Annotated in this window: 17 protein-coding genes; 9 read left to right on the plus strand and 8 right to left on the minus strand. The window is 69.1% G+C overall.

Features of this window, described 5'->3' with window-relative positions:
• Positions 1-483: 483 nt before the first annotated feature.
• Complete coding sequence (locus tag HNR09_RS05760) at positions 484-1,095, minus strand: LysE family translocator (protein WP_218881892.1); 612 nt, start codon at positions 1,093-1,095, stop codon at positions 484-486.
• Between the two features lie 146 nt (positions 1,096-1,241).
• Between HNR09_RS05760 and HNR09_RS05765 the strand changes: the two genes are divergently transcribed.
• The 3 genes from HNR09_RS05765 (at position 1,242) to HNR09_RS05775 (ending at position 4,732) form a co-directional block, all read left to right on the plus strand.
• Positions 1,242-2,429: a lipid II:glycine glycyltransferase FemX gene (locus tag HNR09_RS05765; protein ID WP_343047458.1), complete on the plus strand. Its 1,188-nt coding sequence runs from the start codon at positions 1,242-1,244 to the stop codon at positions 2,427-2,429.
• A gap of 92 nt (positions 2,430-2,521) precedes the next feature.
• Positions 2,522-4,060, plus strand: coding sequence for an MFS transporter (locus HNR09_RS05770; RefSeq protein WP_179541176.1), 1,539 nt, complete (start codon positions 2,522-2,524; stop codon positions 4,058-4,060).
• A 90-nt stretch (positions 4,061-4,150) separates the two neighbouring features.
• The gene (locus HNR09_RS05775; protein WP_179541177.1) at positions 4,151-4,732 is read left to right on the plus strand and encodes a TetR/AcrR family transcriptional regulator; all 582 of its coding nucleotides are present in this window, start codon (positions 4,151-4,153) and stop codon (positions 4,730-4,732) included.
• Positions 4,733-4,740: 8 nt separating this feature from the next.
• Here the strand turns inward: HNR09_RS05775 and HNR09_RS05780 are convergent, their stop codons facing one another.
• Positions 4,741-5,703 (minus strand): Sir2 family NAD-dependent protein deacetylase, encoded by a 963-nt coding sequence (locus HNR09_RS05780; protein WP_179543037.1) that lies wholly within the window; start codon positions 5,701-5,703, stop codon positions 4,741-4,743.
• Positions 5,704-5,839: 136 nt separating this feature from the next.
• Positions 5,840-6,040, minus strand: coding sequence for a DUF3073 domain-containing protein (locus tag HNR09_RS05785; RefSeq protein WP_179541178.1), 201 nt, complete (start codon positions 6,038-6,040; stop codon positions 5,840-5,842).
• A 317-nt stretch (positions 6,041-6,357) separates the two neighbouring features.
• On the opposite strand from HNR09_RS05785, the gene HNR09_RS05790 reads away from it, so the two are divergent.
• Entirely contained in the window at positions 6,358-7,290 is a 933-nt protein-coding gene (locus HNR09_RS05790; protein WP_179541179.1) for a hypothetical protein, read from the plus strand.
• A gap of 29 nt (positions 7,291-7,319) precedes the next feature.
• Here the strand turns inward: HNR09_RS05790 and HNR09_RS05795 are convergent, their stop codons facing one another.
• Positions 7,320-8,282, minus strand: coding sequence for an NAD(P)H-binding protein (locus HNR09_RS05795; protein WP_179541180.1), 963 nt, complete (start codon positions 8,280-8,282; stop codon positions 7,320-7,322).
• A gap of 174 nt (positions 8,283-8,456) precedes the next feature.
• On the opposite strand from HNR09_RS05795, the gene HNR09_RS05800 reads away from it, so the two are divergent.
• Both HNR09_RS05800 and HNR09_RS05805 read left to right on the plus strand, forming a co-directional pair.
• Positions 8,457-9,134 carry a TetR/AcrR family transcriptional regulator gene (locus HNR09_RS05800; protein WP_179541181.1) on the plus strand — a complete coding sequence of 226 codons (678 nt, stop codon included), beginning with the start codon at positions 8,457-8,459 and terminating at the stop codon, positions 9,132-9,134.
• A gap of 37 nt (positions 9,135-9,171) precedes the next feature.
• On the plus strand, positions 9,172-9,768 hold the full coding sequence (locus tag HNR09_RS05805) for a methylated-DNA--[protein]-cysteine S-methyltransferase (protein WP_179541182.1): 597 nt from the start codon (positions 9,172-9,174) through the stop codon (positions 9,766-9,768).
• A gap of 115 nt (positions 9,769-9,883) precedes the next feature.
• On the opposite strand, the gene clpB is transcribed toward HNR09_RS05805, so the two are convergent.
• Both clpB and HNR09_RS05815 read right to left on the minus strand, forming a co-directional pair.
• Positions 9,884-12,493, minus strand: coding sequence for an ATP-dependent chaperone ClpB (clpB, locus tag HNR09_RS05810; RefSeq protein WP_179541183.1), 2,610 nt, complete (start codon positions 12,491-12,493; stop codon positions 9,884-9,886).
• Between the two features lie 211 nt (positions 12,494-12,704).
• On the minus strand, positions 12,705-13,646 hold the full coding sequence (locus HNR09_RS05815) for a hypothetical protein (protein WP_179540181.1): 942 nt from the start codon (positions 13,644-13,646) through the stop codon (positions 12,705-12,707).
• On the opposite strand from HNR09_RS05815, the gene HNR09_RS05820 reads away from it, so the two are divergent.
• The gene (locus tag HNR09_RS05820) at positions 13,645-14,139 is read left to right on the plus strand and encodes a helix-turn-helix transcriptional regulator (RefSeq protein ID WP_246348736.1); all 495 of its coding nucleotides are present in this window, start codon (positions 13,645-13,647) and stop codon (positions 14,137-14,139) included. The genes HNR09_RS05815 and HNR09_RS05820 overlap by 2 nt on opposite strands.
• Here HNR09_RS05820 and HNR09_RS05825 read toward each other — a convergent pair whose 3' ends face one another.
• On the minus strand, positions 14,140-15,222 hold the full coding sequence (locus HNR09_RS05825) for an acyltransferase family protein (RefSeq protein ID WP_179541185.1): 1,083 nt from the start codon (positions 15,220-15,222) through the stop codon (positions 14,140-14,142).
• A gap of 87 nt (positions 15,223-15,309) precedes the next feature.
• Positions 15,310-16,890: an MFS transporter gene (locus tag HNR09_RS05830; RefSeq protein ID WP_179541186.1), complete on the minus strand. Its 1,581-nt coding sequence runs from the start codon at positions 16,888-16,890 to the stop codon at positions 15,310-15,312.
• Between the two features lie 109 nt (positions 16,891-16,999).
• Here HNR09_RS05830 and HNR09_RS05835 point away from each other — a divergent pair, with 109 nt between their 5' ends.
• Positions 17,000-17,935 carry a LysR family transcriptional regulator gene (locus HNR09_RS05835; RefSeq protein WP_179541187.1) on the plus strand — a complete coding sequence of 312 codons (936 nt, stop codon included), beginning with the start codon at positions 17,000-17,002 and terminating at the stop codon, positions 17,933-17,935.
• Positions 17,932-20,664, plus strand: a complete 2,733-nt coding sequence (locus HNR09_RS05840) for a hypothetical protein (protein ID WP_179541188.1) — start codon at positions 17,932-17,934, stop codon at positions 20,662-20,664. The genes HNR09_RS05835 and HNR09_RS05840 overlap by 4 nt, the downstream gene beginning before the upstream one ends.
• Positions 20,665-20,667: the final 3 nt, after the last annotated feature.

A 20,667-nucleotide genomic window follows, 5' to 3' on the forward strand; every position in this document is an offset into this window, starting at 1 on the left:
GAGCGCGCCTCAGCCACCCGTCGAGTGGGGGATTCCGCTACGGCTAACTCGCCCATGAGGACTGTTAGCCGTAGCGGAATCCCCCACTCGACGCATATCGGGGTGCCGCCTGAGCAGGGCAAGCAGCTCGAGGACATGACGTGAGGCGCTGAGGCGGCGCAGGACGACGGGGGGCTGACCTGAGGACGGCACCATGGCGCCCTGGGCGGTGATCGACGTCGCCAGCGGCACCCGGTCGGGATGACCACGTTCATGCACATCGACGCCCGCACTCCGCGCCTCGAGATCGGCTCCACCTGGCTGCTCTGCGCCGGACCCAACGCACCGGCGTCAACGCGCCTATGAAGCGCCTCCTGCTGGCCCGGGTCTTCGAGGATCTGGGGCGCCTGGCGGTGGAGTTCCGGACGCACTTCCACAATCGTCAGTCGCGTGCCGCCCTCGAACGCCTCGGGGCGAAGCAGGACGGGTGCTGCACCAGCCGGATCAGCCGAGGATCGACTCCACGGTGTCCACCGCGGCGGGCACCAGGGAGACCACCAGCAGACCCGCCATGACCAGGTTGAACATCCGCAGATGCGCCGGCTTGGAGATCAGCCGCCCCGCACCGACACCCATCAGCGTCCAGGTCACGGTGCAGGGGGTGCCGAAGATCAGGAACACCGCGCCGATCACCAGCACTTCGACGGTGAAGGACTCCCAGTGCCCCGTATAGGCGGCGATCGCGCCCACCGCCATCGTCCAGGCCTTGGGGTTGACGAACTGGAACAGCGCCAGCTGCAGGAACGACGGCGGCCGGGCACCGTGGCGCACGGACAGGTCCGTGGGCCCGGAGGCGATCTTCCACGCCAGGTACAGCAGGTAGGCGATGCCGATCGGACGCAGCACGTCGAGGATCACCGGCCACTGCGCCAGCGCCTGCCCCAGCCCGAGTCCGACGAGCACCACCATCACCGGGAAGCCGATGTTCACGCCGACGATCGCCGGTACTGTGCGGCGCAGGCCGTAGGTCGCGCCGGAGGCCATGGCGATCGTGTTGTTCGGTCCGGGAGTCCCCGCCGTCGCCAGGGCGAAGAGGATCAGGGAGAGGATGGTCACCCGGACGAGCCTAGCGCGCGCCGTGCCGACGATGCCGCGCGTGCCGCCGACGCCCGGATTCTGAGACTCCGTGCGGGGTCCCGGATCCCTCGCACCACCTGCCGTCATCCCCGAAGGGCTGCGGTGCGGCCGGTATCATCAGGGAAGTGACCACTCGACCCCAGCACCCCGGGCCCCGCGGAGCGCAGCAGCTGACTGTGCATCCGATCAGCGCCGACGAGCACGCAGCGTTCCTGGCGCAGCACCCGACCGCCTCTTTCCTGCAGAACCCCCGGTGGCCGCAGGTGAAGACAGACTGGCGCGGAGAGTCCTTGGGCGCCTTCGACGGTGACCGGCTGGTGGCCGCCACCCTGGTGCTCCACCGCCGTCTGCCTCTCCCTTCCGCCGTCCCGGTGCTGGGCCGCAAAAGCCTCGCCTATCTGGCCGAAGGTCCGGTCTTCGACGCCGAGGAGGTCGCGCTCAGCGCTCTGCTTCCGGCGATCGTGGACCACCTGAAGGGTCAGGGCGCCTTCCTCATCCGCATGGGCCTGCCCGGGGTGACCCGCCGCTGGGCCGCCCAGGACGTCCGCCGCGCGCTGGCCGCCGGGGAGCACACGGTGATCTCCGAGCTGGAGCCCCTGCAGGTTGACGACGGCGCCGTCGCGGTCCGCGCCGAGCTGGAGGGCCTGGGCTGGGAGCCCCCGCAGGAGTCTGAGGAGTTCGAGGCCGGGCAGCCGCAGTTCCAGGCCCGCATCCCGCTGACCGACGAGGAGGGCGGCCCGCTTGACGTCGACGCCGTCCTGGCGCGGATGGACCAAACCTCACGACGGCAGACCCGCAAGTCCACGCGCTCGGAGCTGGTCATCACGACCGGGGGTGAGGAGGACCTCCCCGCCTGGCAGGCGCTCTATGCGGAGACCGCTGAGCGGGACGACTTCACCGGCCGCCCGCTGAGCTACTTCCAGCGGATGTTCCGGGAGCTCAACGCCGCCGAGGACACCGAGTGCACCCTGTACTTCGCCCACCACGAGGACGCGCTGCTCGCCGCAGCGATCTACGTACGGCAGGGGAAGTTCGCCTGGTATGTGTACGGTGCCTCCTCCTCCCAGGAGCGCAAGCGCTACGCCCCGCGAGCCCTGCAGCTGCGCCAGATCGAGGATGCCCTGGCCGCCGGATGCCGGTGGTATGACCTCGGCGGGCTCAGCCCTTCGCTGGATCCCGAGTACCCGCTGGCCGGGCTCACTCGCTTCAAGACGACCATGGGCGCCGACGTGGTGCAGACCTACGGCGAGTGGGACTACCCGGTGAACCGCCTGCTGACCAGGGCGTTCACCCTCTACATGGCTCGCCGCTGAAGCGCAGGCCAAGCGTCCCGCCGACCCCGTCAGGGTGATCTCGGCCTCCCACCCCTGCCCACCGAACCATACATCCAGTACAGTTTGATGTCATGGCGACCGCATCCCTCCCCCTGGTGGACCCCGGGCCCGTTCCTCAGCTCTCCCGCTGGCAGCGCTGGACCGTGCTCGTCATCGTCTCCTCCGCCCTGCTGCTCATCACCTTGGACAACACCGTCCTGTACACCGCGCTGCCCCGGCTGACCGAGGATCTGGGCGCCTCGACCTCCCAATCCCTGTGGATCATCAACGCCTACCCGCTGGTCATCGCCGGCCTGCTTCCCGGCTCCGGCGCGCTGGGTGACCGGCTCGGCCATAAGCGGCTCTTCCAGTACGGGCTGGTCATCTTCGGAGTCGCCTCGCTGGCCGCCGCCTTCTCCCTCACCCCAGAGGCTCTGATCGCCGCCCGCGCATTCCTGGCCGTGGGAGCGGCTGCGATGATGCCGGCCACCCTGGCGCTGATCCGGGTGAGCTTCCCGATGGAGAAGGAACGCAACCTGGCGATCGCCGTCTGGGCCTCGGTCTCCGTGGTGGGCATGGCCATCGGTCCGATCGTCGGCGGACTGCTGCTCGAGCGGTTCTGGTGGGGCTCGGTGTTCCTGATCAACGTGCCCATCGCCGTGGCCGGGTCCCTGGCGATCATCCTGGCCGGACCGCGCAACCTCACCAACCCGGCCAAGCGCTGGGACGGCCTCTCCTCCGCCCAGGTGATGATCGGACTGACGGCCGCCGTGCTGGCCATCAAGTCCCTGGCCGAGGACGGGGTCGATTGGCTGCTGGTCATCGGCTCGGCACTGGTCGCCGTCGTCGCGCTCACCGTGTTCGGGCGGCGCCAGGCACGGCTGGAGGAGCCCCTGATCGACTTCACGATCTTCCGCAACCGAGCCTTCGCCGCCGGTGTGGCCGCCGCCGGCGCCAGCATCTTCGCGATCATGGGCACTCAGCTCGCCAGCACCCAGCGCTTCCAGCTGGTCGAGGGCTACACCCCGCTGCAGGCAGGACTGCTCGTCTCGGCGATCGCCGTCGGGGCGCTGCCCATGGCGCTGATCGGTGGAGCGATCCTGCACCGCACGGGCCTGCTCGTGCTGATCTCCGGAGGGCTGTCCGTGGCGGCGCTGGGAGCAGGAGTCTCGGTCGCCGGAGCCGCGCAGGACATGCTCTCCGTGCTGGTGCTGGGATTGCTGATCATGGGAGTAGGCCTGGGCGGTTCGATCTCCGTGGCCTCCACCGCGATCATGGGCAATGTGCCGCCGCGCCGGGCAGGGATGGCCGCATCGATCGAGGAGGTCTCCTACGAATTCGGCGGCCTGGTGGCCGTCGCCACCCTGGGCAGCCTGCTGAACTTCGCCTACTTCCGCTTCCTCACCCTGCCCGCCGGGGCAGACCGCTTCACCGGGGCCAGTCCCACTGAGGCGCTGACCAGCGGGGAGGGCGACGTCGTCGCAGCGGCCTCCCAGGCGATGGACAGCTCCTTCCTCGTGGTGCTGGCCGCAGTGACGGCGGTGCTGGCCGCCGGCACTCTGATCACCGGTTCGCTGCTGCGCCGGCACCTGCCCGGCACCGCCTCCCAGGCGTACCCTGGGAACCACTGAGCAGATGCGCCGACCCGGGCACTCAGCCTGCAGCCCCCGCCCGGGCCGAGCCGAGCGGCGGGCTGCCACGGGCCGCTAGGCTGGGGCATCATGCGACAGTCCAAACGCACCGAGATCCTGCACGCCGCCCAGCACATCGTCCAGCGTGACGGCGTCACGGCGATCACCTATGAATCGGTGGCCGCCGAGGCCGGCCTGACCAAGGGCGGACTGCTCTATCACTTCCCGTCCCGGGAGGACATGCTCCTGGCCCTGCATGAGCACGTCGCGGGCCAGTGGGAGGCCTGCATGGAGTCTGAGGCGGGGGCTCCCTACGAGGAGCTCACGCCGGGGCAGCGGCTCGACGCCTACATCCGCGCGTCACAGAACCCCGACCGGGCGGAGCTGCTGCTGATGCTCGAGTCCGCCGGGGATCCCGCCGCCCAGGCGGCCTGGGACACGGTGCACGATCGGTGGTCGCCTCCGCCGCCCCGTGGCACGCCCGACGACGCCGACGTGCCGGGCCGCGCGGCCGGCGTCGACCCGGACCTGCTGCCGTTCCTGGCACGGCTGGCCGCGGACGGACTGTGGTTCTATGAGGCGCTGGCTCCCGGGCATTTCACCGAGGCGCAGCGGTCCACGATCGTGGAGGCGATCATCCGGCTGGGCGCCGGGGAGCACACGCAGACCTGACCGGCAGCTCACCTCAGCGCGGCGTCGAGACTCTCCAGCGCAGGGGCGATCCGCGTCCGCCACCGCCAGTCGGCCTTCGCGTCGGCACGGGACGGCCCGCCGTTGATGATGCCGATCGGTCGCCCCGCCCGGTGCATCTGCAGGGCGATCTTGAAGCCGCTCATCACCGCCATCGAGGAACCGACCACCAGGAGTCCGGAGGACCGCTCCACGAGCTCGTCCACCAGGACCTTGCGCTCAGCAGGCACGCCCTCGCCGAAATAGACGACGTCGGGCTTCAGCCGGGTGGACCCGCAGACCAGGCAGCCGACCATGTGGAAGCGCCGGATCCAGGAGTCCTCGAGGGCGACGTCGCCGTCGGGATTGACGTTCTCCGCGGCCTGGAGGGCCTCCTCAGCGTAGCCGGGGTTGGCCTCCTCCAGGCGGGTGTCCAGGTGTCGGCGCTCCTCCCGGTTTCCGCAGGTCAGGCAGGCCACGGTGGCGAGATCGCCGTGCAGCGGGATCAGCGGAGACTCCACCCCGACCTCATGGTGGGCCAGGGCGTGGAGGCCGTCCACGTTCTGGGTGACCAGCCCGGAGAGCGTGCCCCACCGCTGCCAGCCGGCGAGCAGATGGTGCGCCGAGTTCGGCGTGGCACTGTCCATATGCCGCCAGCCGACGAAGCTGCGCGCCCAGTACCGGTGGCGGGCGCCCTCGTCGTGCAGGAACTCCTGGTACGTCATCGGCCGGTGACGGTGCAGGGACCCCTGAGGGCCGCGATAGTCGGGTATGCCGGAGTCGGTGGAGACTCCGGCGCCGGTGACGGCGAGCACCCCGCCGACGCGCAGCATCTGCAGGATGCCGGCCTGGGCTGCCTCCCCGGCCTGCGGAGGCGCGGTGTCTTCGACGACGCGCTCGATGGACCGCAGCGCGGCCCGGTGGGCGTTGGCCACGGGGATGGTGAAGGCCGGGGAATCGGTGGCGGGGCGCATCTCCTGTGCGCCGAGGCCTCCGGCGGACTCCTCGGACACAGCAGAATCCGACCCGGCGGTCATCGCCGGATCGGATTCACTGCTGCTTGTGACGGCCTGAGTGCTGGCGGGAGCAGTGCGTCCCTGCTCCACGGTCTCAGCGGCCGTAGCGTTCCGAGAGGTCGTCGTAGCCGTACGACTCATCCTCCGGTTCGGGTGAGGTGGCTTCCTCGGCGGGGATTTCACCACGCGACTGAGCCAGCTCTCGCTCGAGAGCTGACAGGTCGGTGTTCGGGGTGAAGTACTTGATCTCCCGCGCCTGCTTCGTTGCTTTCGCCTTCTGACGGCCGCGCCCCATGAGCGAGACCCCCTCTGTCTTCTCAGGTCCTCGCGATGCCGGGCAGGGTGCAACGCGGGAGTATCTCTGCGATCTACTGGTTCGTGTACCTAGGTTAACATGATTGGGAACGGTGCGTCGCACGTCCGCCCAGGGCGAAGTCCTCCAGGATGCCCCGCCCTGCGGTGCTCTGTGCGCCCGAATGGTCCAGTTCGCGGGGTGCTGTGCCTGTCCGACGCCCCCCGGATGCTCGTCGTCGACCTTCGCCGACGGCGCCGTGGGCATCCGGATGGGACGGACATCACCTTCGCCTGCGCTCCACCAGGACGCCGTTCGACATGTCCCGCCGATCCCGCCACGACGCGCACAGGAGCACCGCCGCAGTGGAAGACAGCACTGAGTCGCCCGACCATTCCTCAGGTGAGCCCTCCGGACCTCTCCCCCCGACGCGCCGATCGCGCCGCGAGGCCCGACGTCGGGCTGACCGGAGGACCACCGCAGCGGAGCCCGACGCCCGCGAGGGAGCGACGGCCCGCGAGGGAGCGACGGCGGAACCCCCCGAGGACTCCCCGGAGGAGATCTCCCCGGACGACTCCGGCCACCTGGAGTCCTTCGACGTCCGGGAGACCGCGAATCGTGATCCCCGACGCCCGAACGTGCTGCCCTTCGTCCTCGCCGGCGGACTCGTCGTGCTAGTCACCCTGTCCCTTTTGTGGTGGTTCCTCTTCCGAGACGAGCCGGCCGAGCTGCCGGAGACTGTCGCCGAGCGCGAGGAGGATCCCGGCATCGACGGCGTGATCCTGCGGGACGCCGAGCCGGACCAGTGGCTGGCCGGCGACTGCCTGACTGGCTTCCAACCGCAGGACGAGTCCGCCCCGGCCACGATCATCGAGTGCGGACACAGCTATGACGTCCAGGTGATCCACTGGGAGGATCTGGAGGTCGGCGAGTACCCGGGTGACGAGGACATCTCAGAACGGGCGCACATGACCTGCGAGGACAACGGGCAGCTGGACCAGGACGCCGTGGACGCCGTGGACTTCGAGCTGCAGGTCCGCATCTCCCACCCGACCGAGTCGACCTGGCGCCGCGAGGGCGACCGGCGGATCAACTGCCTGCTGCAGCCGGCCAGCGGAGTCACCATGACGGGGAACTTCGTGGTGGACCCCGAGGAGCACTCCTCCGCCGACGACGCCGAGGACGCCGAGCCCGGCACTGAGGACGAGGCCCCCGACGCGGACGCTGATGCCGATGCCACGGAGGGTGACTGAGCAGGTCGTCCAGAGACGCACCCGCCCGATCAGGACCCCACGATGACCTCGTGGGCCTGACGCCGCGCGGCGTCCTCCATCATGTCCTGCACGCCCTCCCGCCAGGGCGTGACCGGGGCGCGGACCAGGAGCTCCTCGCTGGGGACCAGGGTGCAGGGACGTCGCCAGATCGGCCTGAGCCTGGCGAGTTCCAGGATCGTCCGGCTGATCAGCCCCGTCGCCCGGAGCACCACGTGCGGCAGCACCACAGGTGCCCGGTGCGCTCGACCCACGACGTCGGCGGCGTGCTCCGCCACCTGGCGCAGCGTCGGAGCCTGCGACGGCGCGATGAGGAGCCGGTGGGGGCTCTTCCCGAGCAGCTCCTGCGCATCTGCCCCCGCCGCGATCATGGCCCGGCTGAGGTCGGCGATCTCGGTCACCGCATGGGCGACGTCGGGGTCGGCGGGGATGATGGCTCGACGACCTGCTGCCACGCGCTCAGTGATGAGCAGGCGCACCACGCTGCTGCTCGGCTCGGCGTCTGCGCCGATGAGATCTCCTGCCAGGATGCTGATCACCCGCGCCGAGTGTGCGGCTCGCGCCTCCAGCAGCTCCCGCCGCACCCGCCCTTTGTCCTCGACCGGGGCGTAGGCGGAGTCCTCCTTCAGCACTTCCGCGTCCCCGGCGAAGGCGTAGGTGGACTCCGGGAAGACCACCACGGCACCGCTCTCGGCCGCCGCCTCGAGGACCGCCTGCTCCATCCGCGGCAGCTCCGAAGCCCAGGCTCGTGAGTCATAGCGGGTGTGGAAGCAGGCGAAGATGACCTCAGCACCTGCGGCGGCGGACGCGATGTCCGCACGTCTCGCGGCATCGCCGATCACATGATGAGCACCTTCGGGCATCGCCGCCCGGGCGGACCGCGTCACCACCACCGTCTCGACACCTCGGGCCAGCAGATCGGCGGTCACTCGCGAACCGATCTGGCCATGGCCGACCACCACTGCTCTACGCATCCTGGGACCTCTCGTCGTCGCATGAAGAGAGCACTGCTCTCGTTTGATCGAGAGCCTAGCTGACCGACGCTCCAAAGACAAGATCAGTGCTCTTTTTAGTGACTGGTGACCTCTCTCGTCACTGCCTCTCTCCCACGAGCATGACGCTCTCCGAGAGGTTGATAGGATCGCCGCATGCCGCCCGACGCCGCCCGCCTGACCCCACGGGAGAAGAGCCGTCGGGACACCGAGGCCGCCGTCCTGGAGATCGCGAACAGGCAGCTCGACTCCGAGGGGCCCCATGGGCTTTCCCTGCGCGCGGTGGCCCGTGAACTCGGCGTGGTCTCGAGCGCCGTCTATCGCTACGTCCGCAGCCGGGACGAGCTGCTGACCCTGCTGATCACAGACGCCTACGAGGGTCTCGCCGACGACGTCGAGGCCGCCCTGGCGCGCGAGGGCGACACCCTGGAGGTCCTGGCGGTGACGATGCTCCACTGGTCACGCCGCTTTCCGCAGCGCTGGGCCCTGATCCACGGATCACCGGTGGAGGGCTATCGCGCTCCCGAGGAGACGGTCCCTCCCGGCACTCGAACTGCCGTGCAGGCGGCACGCCTGGTCGCTGAGCTCCACGACCAGACGCCCCACCGGCAGCTCTCCGATGCCGCAGGATCGCACCCCGCCGCCACCTGGCTGGTCGGAGAGCTCGAGGAGCTCGGACTGACCATCTCGCCGCAGGCCGCGCTGCGTGCCGTCTCTGTCTGGGCCGGCCTCCTGGGAATGGTCAACATCCTGCGCTTCGGCCAACTCGGCCCGGGCAGTGCCGACGTCGAGGACGACCTGATGCGCGCCCATGTCCTCCGGCTGACCACCTGAGACCGCTCACGACCTGACCCGCACCCTGGAGAACCCCATGAGCACCAGCACCGCAACCCCTGCCTCTCTGCCCGAGCTGCGCTGGTGCTCCGCCTCGCTGGGCGAGCTGGGCTCCGTGGTGGTGGTCCATTCCCCCGAAGACGACACCATCCGTGCGGCGAGCCTGGCACGCCCGGAAGGAGCAGAGCCCGAGGTCGCCGCGATCGGCCGCGCCCTGGAGCAGATGATGGATCACCTGGAAGCAGCGGCCCCGGAGACCGCGGACCGGGAGATGAATCCGCTGCCCACCGACTGTGGCGTCGTCGCCGAGGCGGTGGCCGCCTATGTCCAGGGTCAGCATGAGGCCTTCGACGACGTCGCCGTCGTCCAGCCCGGCTCCGCGTATCGGCAGCAGGTGTGGGCCGCCCTGCGCGAGGTGCCGGCCGGGGAGACGGTCTCCTATGCGGAGCTGGCCCAGATGGCGGGTCGGCCGCTGGCACACCGCGCGGCGGCGAGCGCCTGCGCCCACAACCTGGTGGCCTTCGCCATCCCCTGCCACCGGGTGATCAGGGCCGACGGCTCCATCGGCGGCTACGGCTTCGGCGGCGTGGGCACCAAGCGCAGACTGCTCGCCCGCGAGGGGATCCACCTCTGATCCATCCCCCCTCGACGTCGAGTGGCCACGAATCACGGCATCTCACCCCCGACGACGGCGTGTCATCGGGCAGACGCCGCGATTCGTGGCCACTCGGTGGTCCAGGCGACGAGAATCAGGTCTTCTTCGTCACGGTGAGTCCATGCACCGTGTGCTCCTCCAGGGAGAGCTCCTGACGGTCGACCAGGACCGTGTCACCATCCTCGACCTCGCCGCCCAGCAGCCGCTTGGCGAGCTGATCCCCGATCTCGCGCTGCACCAGCCGGCGCAGCGGGCGCGCCCCGTAGGCGGGGTCGTAGCCGGTGAAGGCCAGCCACTCGCGGGCCGGGTCGGTTACCTCCAGGACGAGCCGGCGGGAGGCCATCCGCTCCTGCAGAGAACCGATCTGCAGATCCACGATGCTGGCCAGCTGCTCCATGGAGAGCGGATCGAACATCACGATGTCATCGAGCCGGTTGAGGAACTCGGGCTTGAAGGAGCGATTGACCACCTCCATGACGGCCCGGTGCTGGGCGTCGGCGTCCAGACTCTGGTCCACCAGGAACTGGGAGCCCAGGTTGGAGGTCAGGATCAGCACCACGTTGCGGAAGTCCACGGTGCGCCCCTGGCCATCGGTGAGGCGGCCGTCGTCGAGCACCTGCAGCAGGATGTCGAAGACCTGCGTGTGGGCCTTCTCCACCTCGTCGAGCAGCACCACCGAGTAGGGACGTCGGCGCACCGCCTCGGTGAGCTGACCGCCTTCGTCGAAGCCGACGTAGCCGGGAGGCGCACCGACCAGCCGGGCCACCGAGTGCTTCTCCGAGTATTCGGACATGTCGATGCGGATCATCGAGCGCTCGTCGTCAAAGAGGAACTCCGCCAGGGCCTTGGCCAACTCGGTCTTGCCCACGCCGGTGGGCCCCAGGAACAGGAAGGAACCGGTGGGTCGGTCCGGGTCGGCGACTCCGGTGCGTGCCCGCCGGACGGCGTCGGAGACACTGGCCACGGCCCGGTGCTGGCCGATCAGCCGCGAGCCGATCAGCTCCTCCATCTGGAGCAGCTTCTGCGTCTCACCCTGCATCAGCCTCCCGGCGGGGATCCCCGTCCAGGCGGAGATGACCTCGGCGACGCCGTCGGCGTCGACCCCTTCTGACACCATCCGGGAGCGCTGCCCTCCTGCGGAACTCTCCTGCTCCTCGGCGTCGGCAAGCTTCTGCTCGAGCTGCGGGATCTCACCGTAGAGCAGCCGGGAGGCCTCGGCGAGATCCCCCTCCCGCTGGGCCTTCTCCGCCTGGCTGCGCAGGTCGTCGAGCTGGACCCGCAGCTCACCGGAGCGGTTGAGCTCGGTCTTCTCGACCTCCCATCGGGCGGTCAGCTCAGCGAGGTCCTCCTTCTTGTCGGCGAGGTCCGCGCGCAGCACCTGGAGGCGTTCGGCGGAGCCGGCGTCGGTCTCCTCAGCGAGGGCCATCTCCTCCATGGTGAGCCGGTCCACCACGCGGCGCAGCTCATCGATCTCCACCGGCGCGGAGTCGATCTCCATGCGCAGCCGAGAGGCGGCCTCGTCGATCAGGTCGATGGCCTTGTCCGGCAGCTGCCGGCCGGTGATGTACCGATCTGACAGGGAGGCGGCGGCGACCAGCGCGTTGTCCGCGATGGCCACCTTGTGGTGGGCCTCGTAGCGCTCCTTGAGCCCGCGCAGGATGCCGATGGTGTCCTCCACCGAGGGCTCCCCCACGTAGACCTGCTGGAAGCGGCGCTCCAGGGCGGCGTCGGACTCCACGTTCTCCCGGTACTCGTCCAGGGTGGTCGCACCGATGAGCCGCAGCTCCCCGCGGGCCAGCATCGGCTTGAGCATGTTGCCCGCATCCATGGAGCCCTCGGAGGCTCCGGCGCCGACCACGGTGTGGATCTCGTCGATGAAGGTGACGATCCCGCCCTCGGCGGACTTGATCTCCTCCAGCACGGCCTTGAGCCGCTCCTCGAACTCCCCGCGGTATTTGGCCCCGGCGATCATCGCACCCAGGTCCAGGGAGATCAGCGTCTTGTCCCGCAGCGACTCGGGGACGTCACCGGCGACCATGCGCTGGGCCAGGCCCTCGACGACGGCGGTCTTGCCGACCCCGGGCTCACCGATGAGCACCGGGTTGTTCTTGGTGCGGCGGGAGAGCACCTGCACCACGCGCCGGATCTCGGAATCGCGGCCGATGACCGGGTCCAGTTTGCCGGAACGGGCGATCTCGGTGAGGTCCGTGCCGAACTTCTCCAGCGACTGGAAGGTGTTCTCCGGATCCGGGGTGGTGACCTTGCGGTCGCCCCGGAGTCCGGGCAGCTCGGCCTTCAGCGGCTCGGGACCGGCTCCGGCCTCGGCGAGCGCCCGGCCCGAGGGTCCGGCGTCGGCGGCGACCCCGAGCAGGAGGTGTTCGGTGGAGACGAACTCGTCGCCCATCTGCTCGGCCTCGGCCTGGGCGGCCTTGATGACGGCGAGACCCGCCTGGGAGAACTGCGGGGCCGCGACGGCGTCGCCGCTGGTGGCCGGCAGCTGCCTGATGGCGGCGGAGGCCCGGGTGGAGATGGCCTCGGGGTCCGCGCCGGCGGCCTTGAGCAGCGCGACGGCGACAGACTCCCTCTGGTCCATCAGGGCCTTGAGGATGTGAGCAGGTTCGATCTGCGGGTTGCCTGCGGTGTTGGCGTTCATCGCGGCCGCGGAGACGGCTTCCTGCGACTTGGTGGTGAGCTTGACGTCCATGGGGTGAAGGCTCCTTTCTCAGCGCCTCGGCGGTCCCTCGCCTGTAGTACATCAGGTCCGGCGAGCCCTGTCATGCAAACTTGAGTCAATGATACTCAAGTTTGGTCGGCAGGCACATATTCCCCTCACTCCACGCCAGCTCGAAAATCCATCATGTCGAGGGGCCACGCACTGTCACCCGCTCCCCGCCGCAGTCTCGGAACCCGACTTTCTACCGCCACCATGTCAAGCGACGCACAAGCGGCCTTAACCTCGACTTCATCGACCTACGAATGAGCGATCGATCCGCATCATTGATTATCGGATCAGGATCATGGCGATGAAGCTGCTGTTCGGTGGCCATGATTGCGCTACGCACGAGTCGCCCCAGCGGCAGAACGTAGAATGCAAGTCTCTGCAATCCTGATGGCATCAGGGCCATCCAATGTCGACGACCAGAAACTGCACGAACAAATGAATCAATGAGATCCTGTCCATCTTCCGTTTCTCGCATCTCCCTGGAAAAACTCAGTCTCAGATGAGCATATGTATCACCTCTCCGGCACTGCTCTGCACGTAGCGTTACGCCTAAAGCAATAATGCAATCCTGCCGGTCGAACATATTGAATTCGATAATCTGCCTACGATTCATCTCCGCAGCTGAACGATGAGGAATGCTGAAGAAATCGCCCGCATAGCCCTGCACCTGGGCCGACACCTGGGCCGAACCGCGACGCTCTCGGTTCGCAAGCCAGATTATCGATGCATAATGCCTTGCCGCGTCAGGACCTAGCAGGTCATAGGCATCCTGAGCACTCCAGCTGCCCCTGACAAGCGACTCGCCCGCGAATCCTAGGAAGTGAGCCATGGGGCCAATGGACAGGCGGGCTTCCGCGGCAGCATCTATTCCTTCAAGCGAAGAGTCTAGACGCCTCGATATATGCCTTGCATACTCCCTTTCCGAGTCAGAAGCGTATGCATAATGATATTCTGAATCATAAATAATCATCAACAGTATATTCCAGGCCTCCCGATGCTCTGACCAGAGTTTCCTCATCTCAGCAATGAAGACCTCCCGGGCATGTCTATCCCTGCGCCATGAAACCAGTAGGGCAGCCGCCGCAACTCCCAGCGACAAGAATCCAACAAGACCGTACTCAATCTCCGCACCCATGAATTCATTGTATGGCACGACCGCCTTCTGCGGCCGGCGCGCTGTCGGGTCCTTCGGCCTGGTCACAGTGCGCAGCCGCATGTACCTGCTGGCCACTCGCTCCGGCACCGATCGGACGTACCGCGTCTCGCGGATCCTGGACGCCGAGGAGCTCTCGGAACCCGCGCAGCGCCCGGAGACGGTCGATCTGGACCACATCTGGCGCAGACGCAGCGAGCAGTTCCTCTCTGGAGGCGACCACTTCCCGGTCACGGTCCGTGTCCATCCGGGGCGACGGGAGGAGCTGGTCGACACCGCCCTTGCCGTCCGGGCGGAACAGCGCATCAGCGGCGACTGGGCGCACCTGGAGGTCATCTTCCAGGACCTGCGCCATGCGGAATGGGCACTGTGGCAGCTCGGCCTCGACGCCGAGGCCCTCGCTCCGGCCTCTCTGCGCGACGCCCTGGGAGAGCGCGCCGCCACCCTCGCCGCCCGCTATCGCGGCAGGGGTTGATCAGCGGCGTGGGACGAGAGTCCGGTCAGCACCGGTGAGGTGCCTCAACCACCGTGGGGCCTCAAAGACCCAGTCCTGCCTGAGCCGCTGCGCCACGGCGTAGATCAGGAGCGGACCGATGACTCCGATCACGGTGGGCCCCACCACGTGGATCCAGAGGGCATCGATGCCCATCGTGCTCAGCGCGATGCGCGTGCCAGCCGTGAAGAACACATGAGCGACGAATATCACCAGCGACCGTTGCCCGATCCGCGCCAGCCACTGCATGGTGGATCCCGTCCGGGCCAGCAGAAGCGAGAGGGCGAGGATCGACACGACGCCGGCCAATGAGCCGAGAGCCCCGAGCGTCACGCTCGACACGGAGCGGATATTCCCATAGGCAGTGGGCGGGGTGCCCAGCAGCGTCGCACCGAGGACCACCCACACGGCGCCGGCCACGAGCAGAACCACAACAGCGTGGCTGACGAGGATCCCCTTCATCCAGCCGAGCAGCCGCCGACCGGTCAACACCACCCCGGAGAAGAAGAAGATCGTCAGCGCGAGACCCTCCCCGCCGAGGATGTTCCAGTTCAGCCCCCACACCGCCAGAGAGCCGGCCCCGGCCAGCCCCCATGTCGCGGCGGCGGCCCTGCGGCTGCGCCACGGCCGCGTCGCGGCAGTGAGCAGCATCATCAGGACGAGCCACCCGAAGAACCAGAACTGCTCCTTCGGTTCCCAGATCCTCAGGAGCTCCACGGGCGACACCGGGTCGTTGACCGCGGAGCCCACCGCGATCTTCATCAGCAGCTGCAGAGTCGACCACAGCGTGTAGAGCCACAGGAAGGTGACCGTGCGGGCGCGGGCGTAGTACCAGGGCCCGTCGCGGCGCATACCGCCGGCCACGAACAGTCCGGCCACGAAGGCGAAGACCGACAGGTGCGACATGTAGATGACGGAGTCGACCCGAGTCAGCAGAGGATCCTGCACCAGCCCCGCCGGCTCCAGCGCGCGCCACACGTGCCCGACCACGATGAGGATGATGGCCAGTGCCTTCGCGATGTCGAGGGTGGCGTCGCGCACCGGCGGGGATGGGTCTGGACTCACATCTCAAGGAAACACAGGAGGCCCCGTCTCACAAGGGTTCCGGCCCGTGATTCACCCTCGCCCCGATCCGGAGGACCGCAGAACGCATCACCGCGCACAACGCTCCCTCTCGTACCTCGCTCCAGCAGGAGCCGCGACTCTCGCCGCCGGCGGACGGGACGCTGCCGCCTCCTCCCCACTCTCGGCCCGGTATCGTTCCGTCGCCGGCTGACGCACGGACGGTGCTCGACGAGGCCCGACTGCGTCCTGAACACGCCCTGATTCGGCGGTGCTGAGAACAATCAGCCCAGCCCCCAAGGCGAAGGCTGCGTAGAGGAATGCTCCGAGCCCGAGGGCGGCGTCGACTCCAGGACCGTAGATGGCGGCCGCCGAGGCACCGGACCCCGTGCCGGAGCCCTGGCCGATGACACCGTGGTGGATGGCAAGGGTCCCCAGTGCGGCGATGCCCGTGCCGGCGCCGAGCGCGAAGGAGGTCTCCTGGATGGCACCGGCGTCAGCGGTGCGACTCTCAGGGGCAGTGCTCATGATCGCGTTCGCCGCAATGGCCATGATGATCCCCGAGCCCAGCCCCAGGATGACCAACGCGGCAAGCTCCCCGGCCGCATCCAGAGTGGCCAGCAGCAGGAACCCTCCGGCGGCCAGGACCAGCCCTGCGGTGATGATGCGTTGTTGGCTGGACCACCGGAGCAGCAGAGGGCCGAGGAGTCCGCCGGCGGCGCTGGACACGGCGAGGGGGATCAGCGCGACGCCGGCCTGGACCGCAGTGAGCCCCTCGATGACCTGGTATCGCTGGGTGAGCAGGTACAGCGCACCGTTGAACACGCCCAGGGTGGCCGCAATGACCGCCGCAGAGGCTCCCAACAGAGGGTTGGTCAGCAGGCTCACGTCGAGGAAGGGCCGCGGCAGGTGCGTCTGCCGCAGCACGAACATCACCGCTGCCGCGGCACCTGCCGCCAGGGCCGCGAGGCTGAGCCACAGGGGCAGCTGGGGCTGAGCCATGGCTTTCAGCCCTGCGATGACCAGACCCACCGCGAGGCCCGACAGCGCCGCGCTGATGCCGTCCAAGCTGGGCGGATCCGGATTCTTCGAGTCCTGCAGCACGAGCAGGGCCGCGATGAGGCAGAACGCCAGCACCGGGACATTGATCCAGAAGACCCACCTCCAGTGGGCCAGCTCGACAAGTCCGCCGCCCAGGAGGGGCCCCAGCGCCGAGCCGGTGCTGAATGCGGTGACCCAGACCCCGTAGGCCAGTGCCCGCAGGCGCACCCCGGGGAAGCTCACCCGGATGATGGCCACGGTGCCGGCGATCAGCAGCGCCGCACCGACACCTTGACCGATGCGCCCCGCGATGACCAGCTCGCCGGTCGGCGCGAACCCGACGATCATGGCGCTGAGGATGGCGATGACCAGCCCCAGTACATAGATGCGTCGGCGTCCGAACCGATCGGCGGCGACCGCGCTGAGCACAAGGGCCACCCCCGCGGCCAGCGGGTAGACATCGGCGACCCACAGGGAGGTGGCCGCACTCAGAGAGAGCTCCTCGGCCAACTCCGGCAGGGCGACGACGACCTTGGTCATGTCCGTGCCGCCCACGAGCATCACCGCACCGAGCACCAGCAGGGTGCCCAGGAGATGGCGGCCGAGGGGGTGTGCGCGAGCCTGCGTCATGGGAGCGTCCTTCGATGTCGTCGGATCAGAGGCCATACCTCCGTTCTACGGGGAGCAGATCATTGCCGTCCAGGTTCATTTTTGACGTGGAATCATGCACGATAGGTACATGATTGATTCCAGACTCCAACTGCTCATCGCAGTGTGCGAGCACGGCACGGTCACCGCCGCGGCCGAGGCGCTGTATCGGACACCATCAGGGGTCTCCAGGCAGCTCAAGGAACTGGCCCAGGAACTGGACGTCGACCTGCTGGAGCGTCATGGCAGACGCGTGAGACTCACCCCGGCCGGCCGACGCCTGGTGACCCATGCCCGTACCCTCAATGCGCAGTGGGAGACAGCGCTGGGCGATGTCACCGCAGCAGCCAGAGAGCTCTGCGGACCGATCAGCATCGGCGGTTTCCCCACAGCGATCTCCGCGATCATCACACCCGCACTGATCCGGCTGAGAGCACGGCACCACCAGCTGCGGCCGATCGTCAAGGAGATCTACTCGCGTCAGCTGATCGCCGCGCTGGAGTCCGGGACCATCGATCTGGGGCTCTTCGTCGCCGACGAGTCCACCAGCCACCTCACGGACAGCCACATCGACGTCACCGGCCTGCTCGACGACCCGATCGACCTCCTGGTCCCGAGAGACCACCGCTTCGCCGCCGCCGGTGAGATCCAGCTCGAGGAGGCGGCGCAGGAGGACTGGATCACCGGTCACCCGCACCAGGACGCCTATACCGAGCTGCTGAGCGCCACACGGGCCGTCGGCTACGCGCCCCGGGTGGCCCACTTCGCCCAGGAGCTGACCGCCACCACGGCGCTGGTGGCCGCCGGAGCGGGCATCGCCGCCGTCCCCAGGATCGCGATGACCATCCCTCACCCGCACGTGGTGCAGATCCCGCTGAGCGGTGCGCAGGTACCGCGACGCAGGGTCATGCTCGCGCAACGCCGCGGATCCGCCCAGAACCCCCGCATCGCCGCCGCGATCACCGCCCTGGAGCATCACACCGGATCCTCGGAGCCGGCCGAGGGGCCTCCTACAATGAATCCGTGACGCGCACCACTGAAGGACCCAATGCCTCCGCCGCACGTCCCCACAGGCTCGGCACCTGGCTCCCTCCCGCCCTGGCACTCGGGCTGGCCGGCAGCTCGGTGGGGATCGGCGCCGTCGGCTACGAGCGCGTCACCGCCGAGCCGGAGGCCGAGGTCTCCTTCCTCGTGGAGGACGACCTCCCCTACGGGATCACCCAGGAGACGGTGGAGGCCGCCGCGGAGGGCCGGGTGGCCAGCTACGAGCCGTTCACAGTGCGAGTGGTGGAGCGCGAGCTCGCGTGGGACGAATACATGCACGGCGAGATCGAGGACGCCGAGATGATCCTCTCCGTGGGTGACGACCCGGAGGATCCGGACCTGGTGCTCGCCGACGCCACCCGCGTGGGCATCAGCGGCCTCGACTCCGACGATCGCTACACGGTGGCCTCCACGGTGCGCGAGACCTTCGTCAACAACCGCACCATCGGCCACGGACCCAACGCGGTGGTCGGGGCGGCGCTGACGGCGGCGGACATGCACTTCGACGAGGGCGGCCGCTCCCCGGCGACGTGGGTTTCGGCGGCCGCGCTGCCGCTGCTGGCCGGCGTGGCGATCATGTTCCTGTGGGTCCGCTCACGCGGCCTCGAACGGCAGCGCCTGCGACGCCTCTCCCGGGCGAAGCTCCGCCTGGCCCGCGTGGTGCTGGAGCTCGACGTCCTGGAGCTGCGCTTCGAAACCGCCCGGGCCGCTCTGAGCAGTGCCGGCGACGCCGTCGCAACCGACTCCTTGGCCGCACTGGAGGCCGACTGGGACCGCATCCGGCAGGACAGTCTGCGACTGGCCCGCCGGGAGCAGGAGCTGGAGTACGCCTGGCTGGGCGGCCCGGCTCCCCGCGAATCCTCCGGCGAGCCTGTCGACGGAGCCCCGGCGTGGTCCGACCTGGAACAGTTCGAGGAGCAGACAGCCCAGCTGCAGCGACGGGCCGACGCCCTGGCTGCCGCCTCGGAGCTGCGCGCCGGGCACGCCGGCTCCGGCTCGGTGTTGGACCGGCTGGCGCTGCCGCTGCTGCAGTCGGTGGACGAGGTGCTCACCCAGCGGAGCCGGCTCGTCGGCATCGCCGGTGACGGCACCGGCGAGACTCTGGACCGTCTCCGCAGTGCCCGTGACGAGCTCCTAGCCCTGAACCAGGAGGCCGCGACGATCCCCGCGAGGAGCGGCGGTGACGACGGCGACGACGGTGCGCGGCTGGTCGCCGAGCACGCGGATCTGCTGGAGAGGTGGGAGGCGGCGGAGCGGCGCATCGTCGGCGCCTGCACCGCGCTGAGCGGGGCTCTGAAGACCCATCGCCGTGAGGGCCACCCGGGGAGGAAGGCGCTCCGCCGTGCCGCGGAGGAGCGGGTCCGCCGTCGCGTGCAGGCCAGCTCCGCAGGCGCCACCGACTCCCTGGACGAACTGCGCGCCACGCTGGGACTGAAGCACGGCGCCGCGGGCGGGCCGATGTGGTCCGCCGAACGGGTCCTGGCCGCCGTGGCCCACACCGACCTCTCCGCAGGGCCATCGACAGGCGGCATCAGCGAGGAAGGCTGGCAGGCCGTGGTCGCCACCGTCGGCGTGATCCTCCCAGTGGCGGCAGGGCTGCTCACCGGATGGGCCGCCGTCGAGCGCGCCGACGTCAACACCGCCTTCGGCCGGTCCCTGCAAGGCGACCAGCCGCTGGCCGCCCTGGACGTCGTCGGCGACCCCGGCGCCGTCCCGGAGTTCGAGGAGCCCTCCGACCTCCGACCCTCCAACCAGGATTCCCTGACCCTGGAGTACGTGCGGGAGTCCATGGCGCGCACCGTCGAGTTCGATGAGGACGCGGCACTGCTGCCGGACCACCTTGAGCTGCATGTGGCGCTGCTGCCTGCCGATGACTACATCAGCTACACCCCGCGGGCGGATCACGACTACCGCATCGACATCGACTACTGGGACATCGTGGACGCCCACGCGCGGATCAAGGAGGAGGTCGGCGCCGAGGACCCCGAGGTCATCGACCCCGCCACCGGGGAGGTGGCCTTGGGCCACGGGATCCTGCCGGTCTGGTTGCTGGACGAGGCGACCTTCGCGGTGGGCTACACGATGACCGGAGAGATCAGCTCGGGCGTGGACAGCCGCCTGGGCACCTACTCCTTCCGCGCCACGGACCTGCTGGTGTCCGGCACCGGCGACTTCGAGATCACCCTGGGCGACCAGGTGGCCAACACCCTGCAGGACCTGGGCCGCGCCATGGAGTACAACCACCAGGAGTCGGTGAAGGTGGACACCACCTCCCTGTTCTGGCTCGTGGCGGTCGCCGTGTGGACCGGGGCCCAGACGCTGCTGATGATCGGCGTCGCCGTCGTCGAGGCCGGTCGTCGTGGGATCGGGACCCGCCGGGTGCGCCGTCAGCTTGCCGGGCTGCGCGGGCGCCTCGACGACCTCGCCCTCGGCCTGGACCTCTCCCGCCTGGACATGGTCGCCGTGCTCGGCGCCGACTCCGCCACCGACGGTCGCGCCGAACAGGCCGACCAGCGCCTCCACGAGGCCGGCCTGGTCACCGCCTGGCGCGAGGTCCAGGCCCTGGAGCGCCTGCCACGCCGGGAACAGCGCGGCGCGGACTGGGAATCCCGGGTCACACACGTGGAGAAACTCATCGACACCCTCGCCGCCCGCGAGACCGACGTCGCTACCCGCGCCGAAGAGCTGCTGCGCACCCAGCGCGACGGGTGAGCC

Source organism: Nesterenkonia xinjiangensis (assembly GCF_013410745.1).
Taxonomy (GTDB): Bacteria; Actinomycetota; Actinomycetes; order Actinomycetales; family Micrococcaceae; genus Nesterenkonia; species Nesterenkonia xinjiangensis.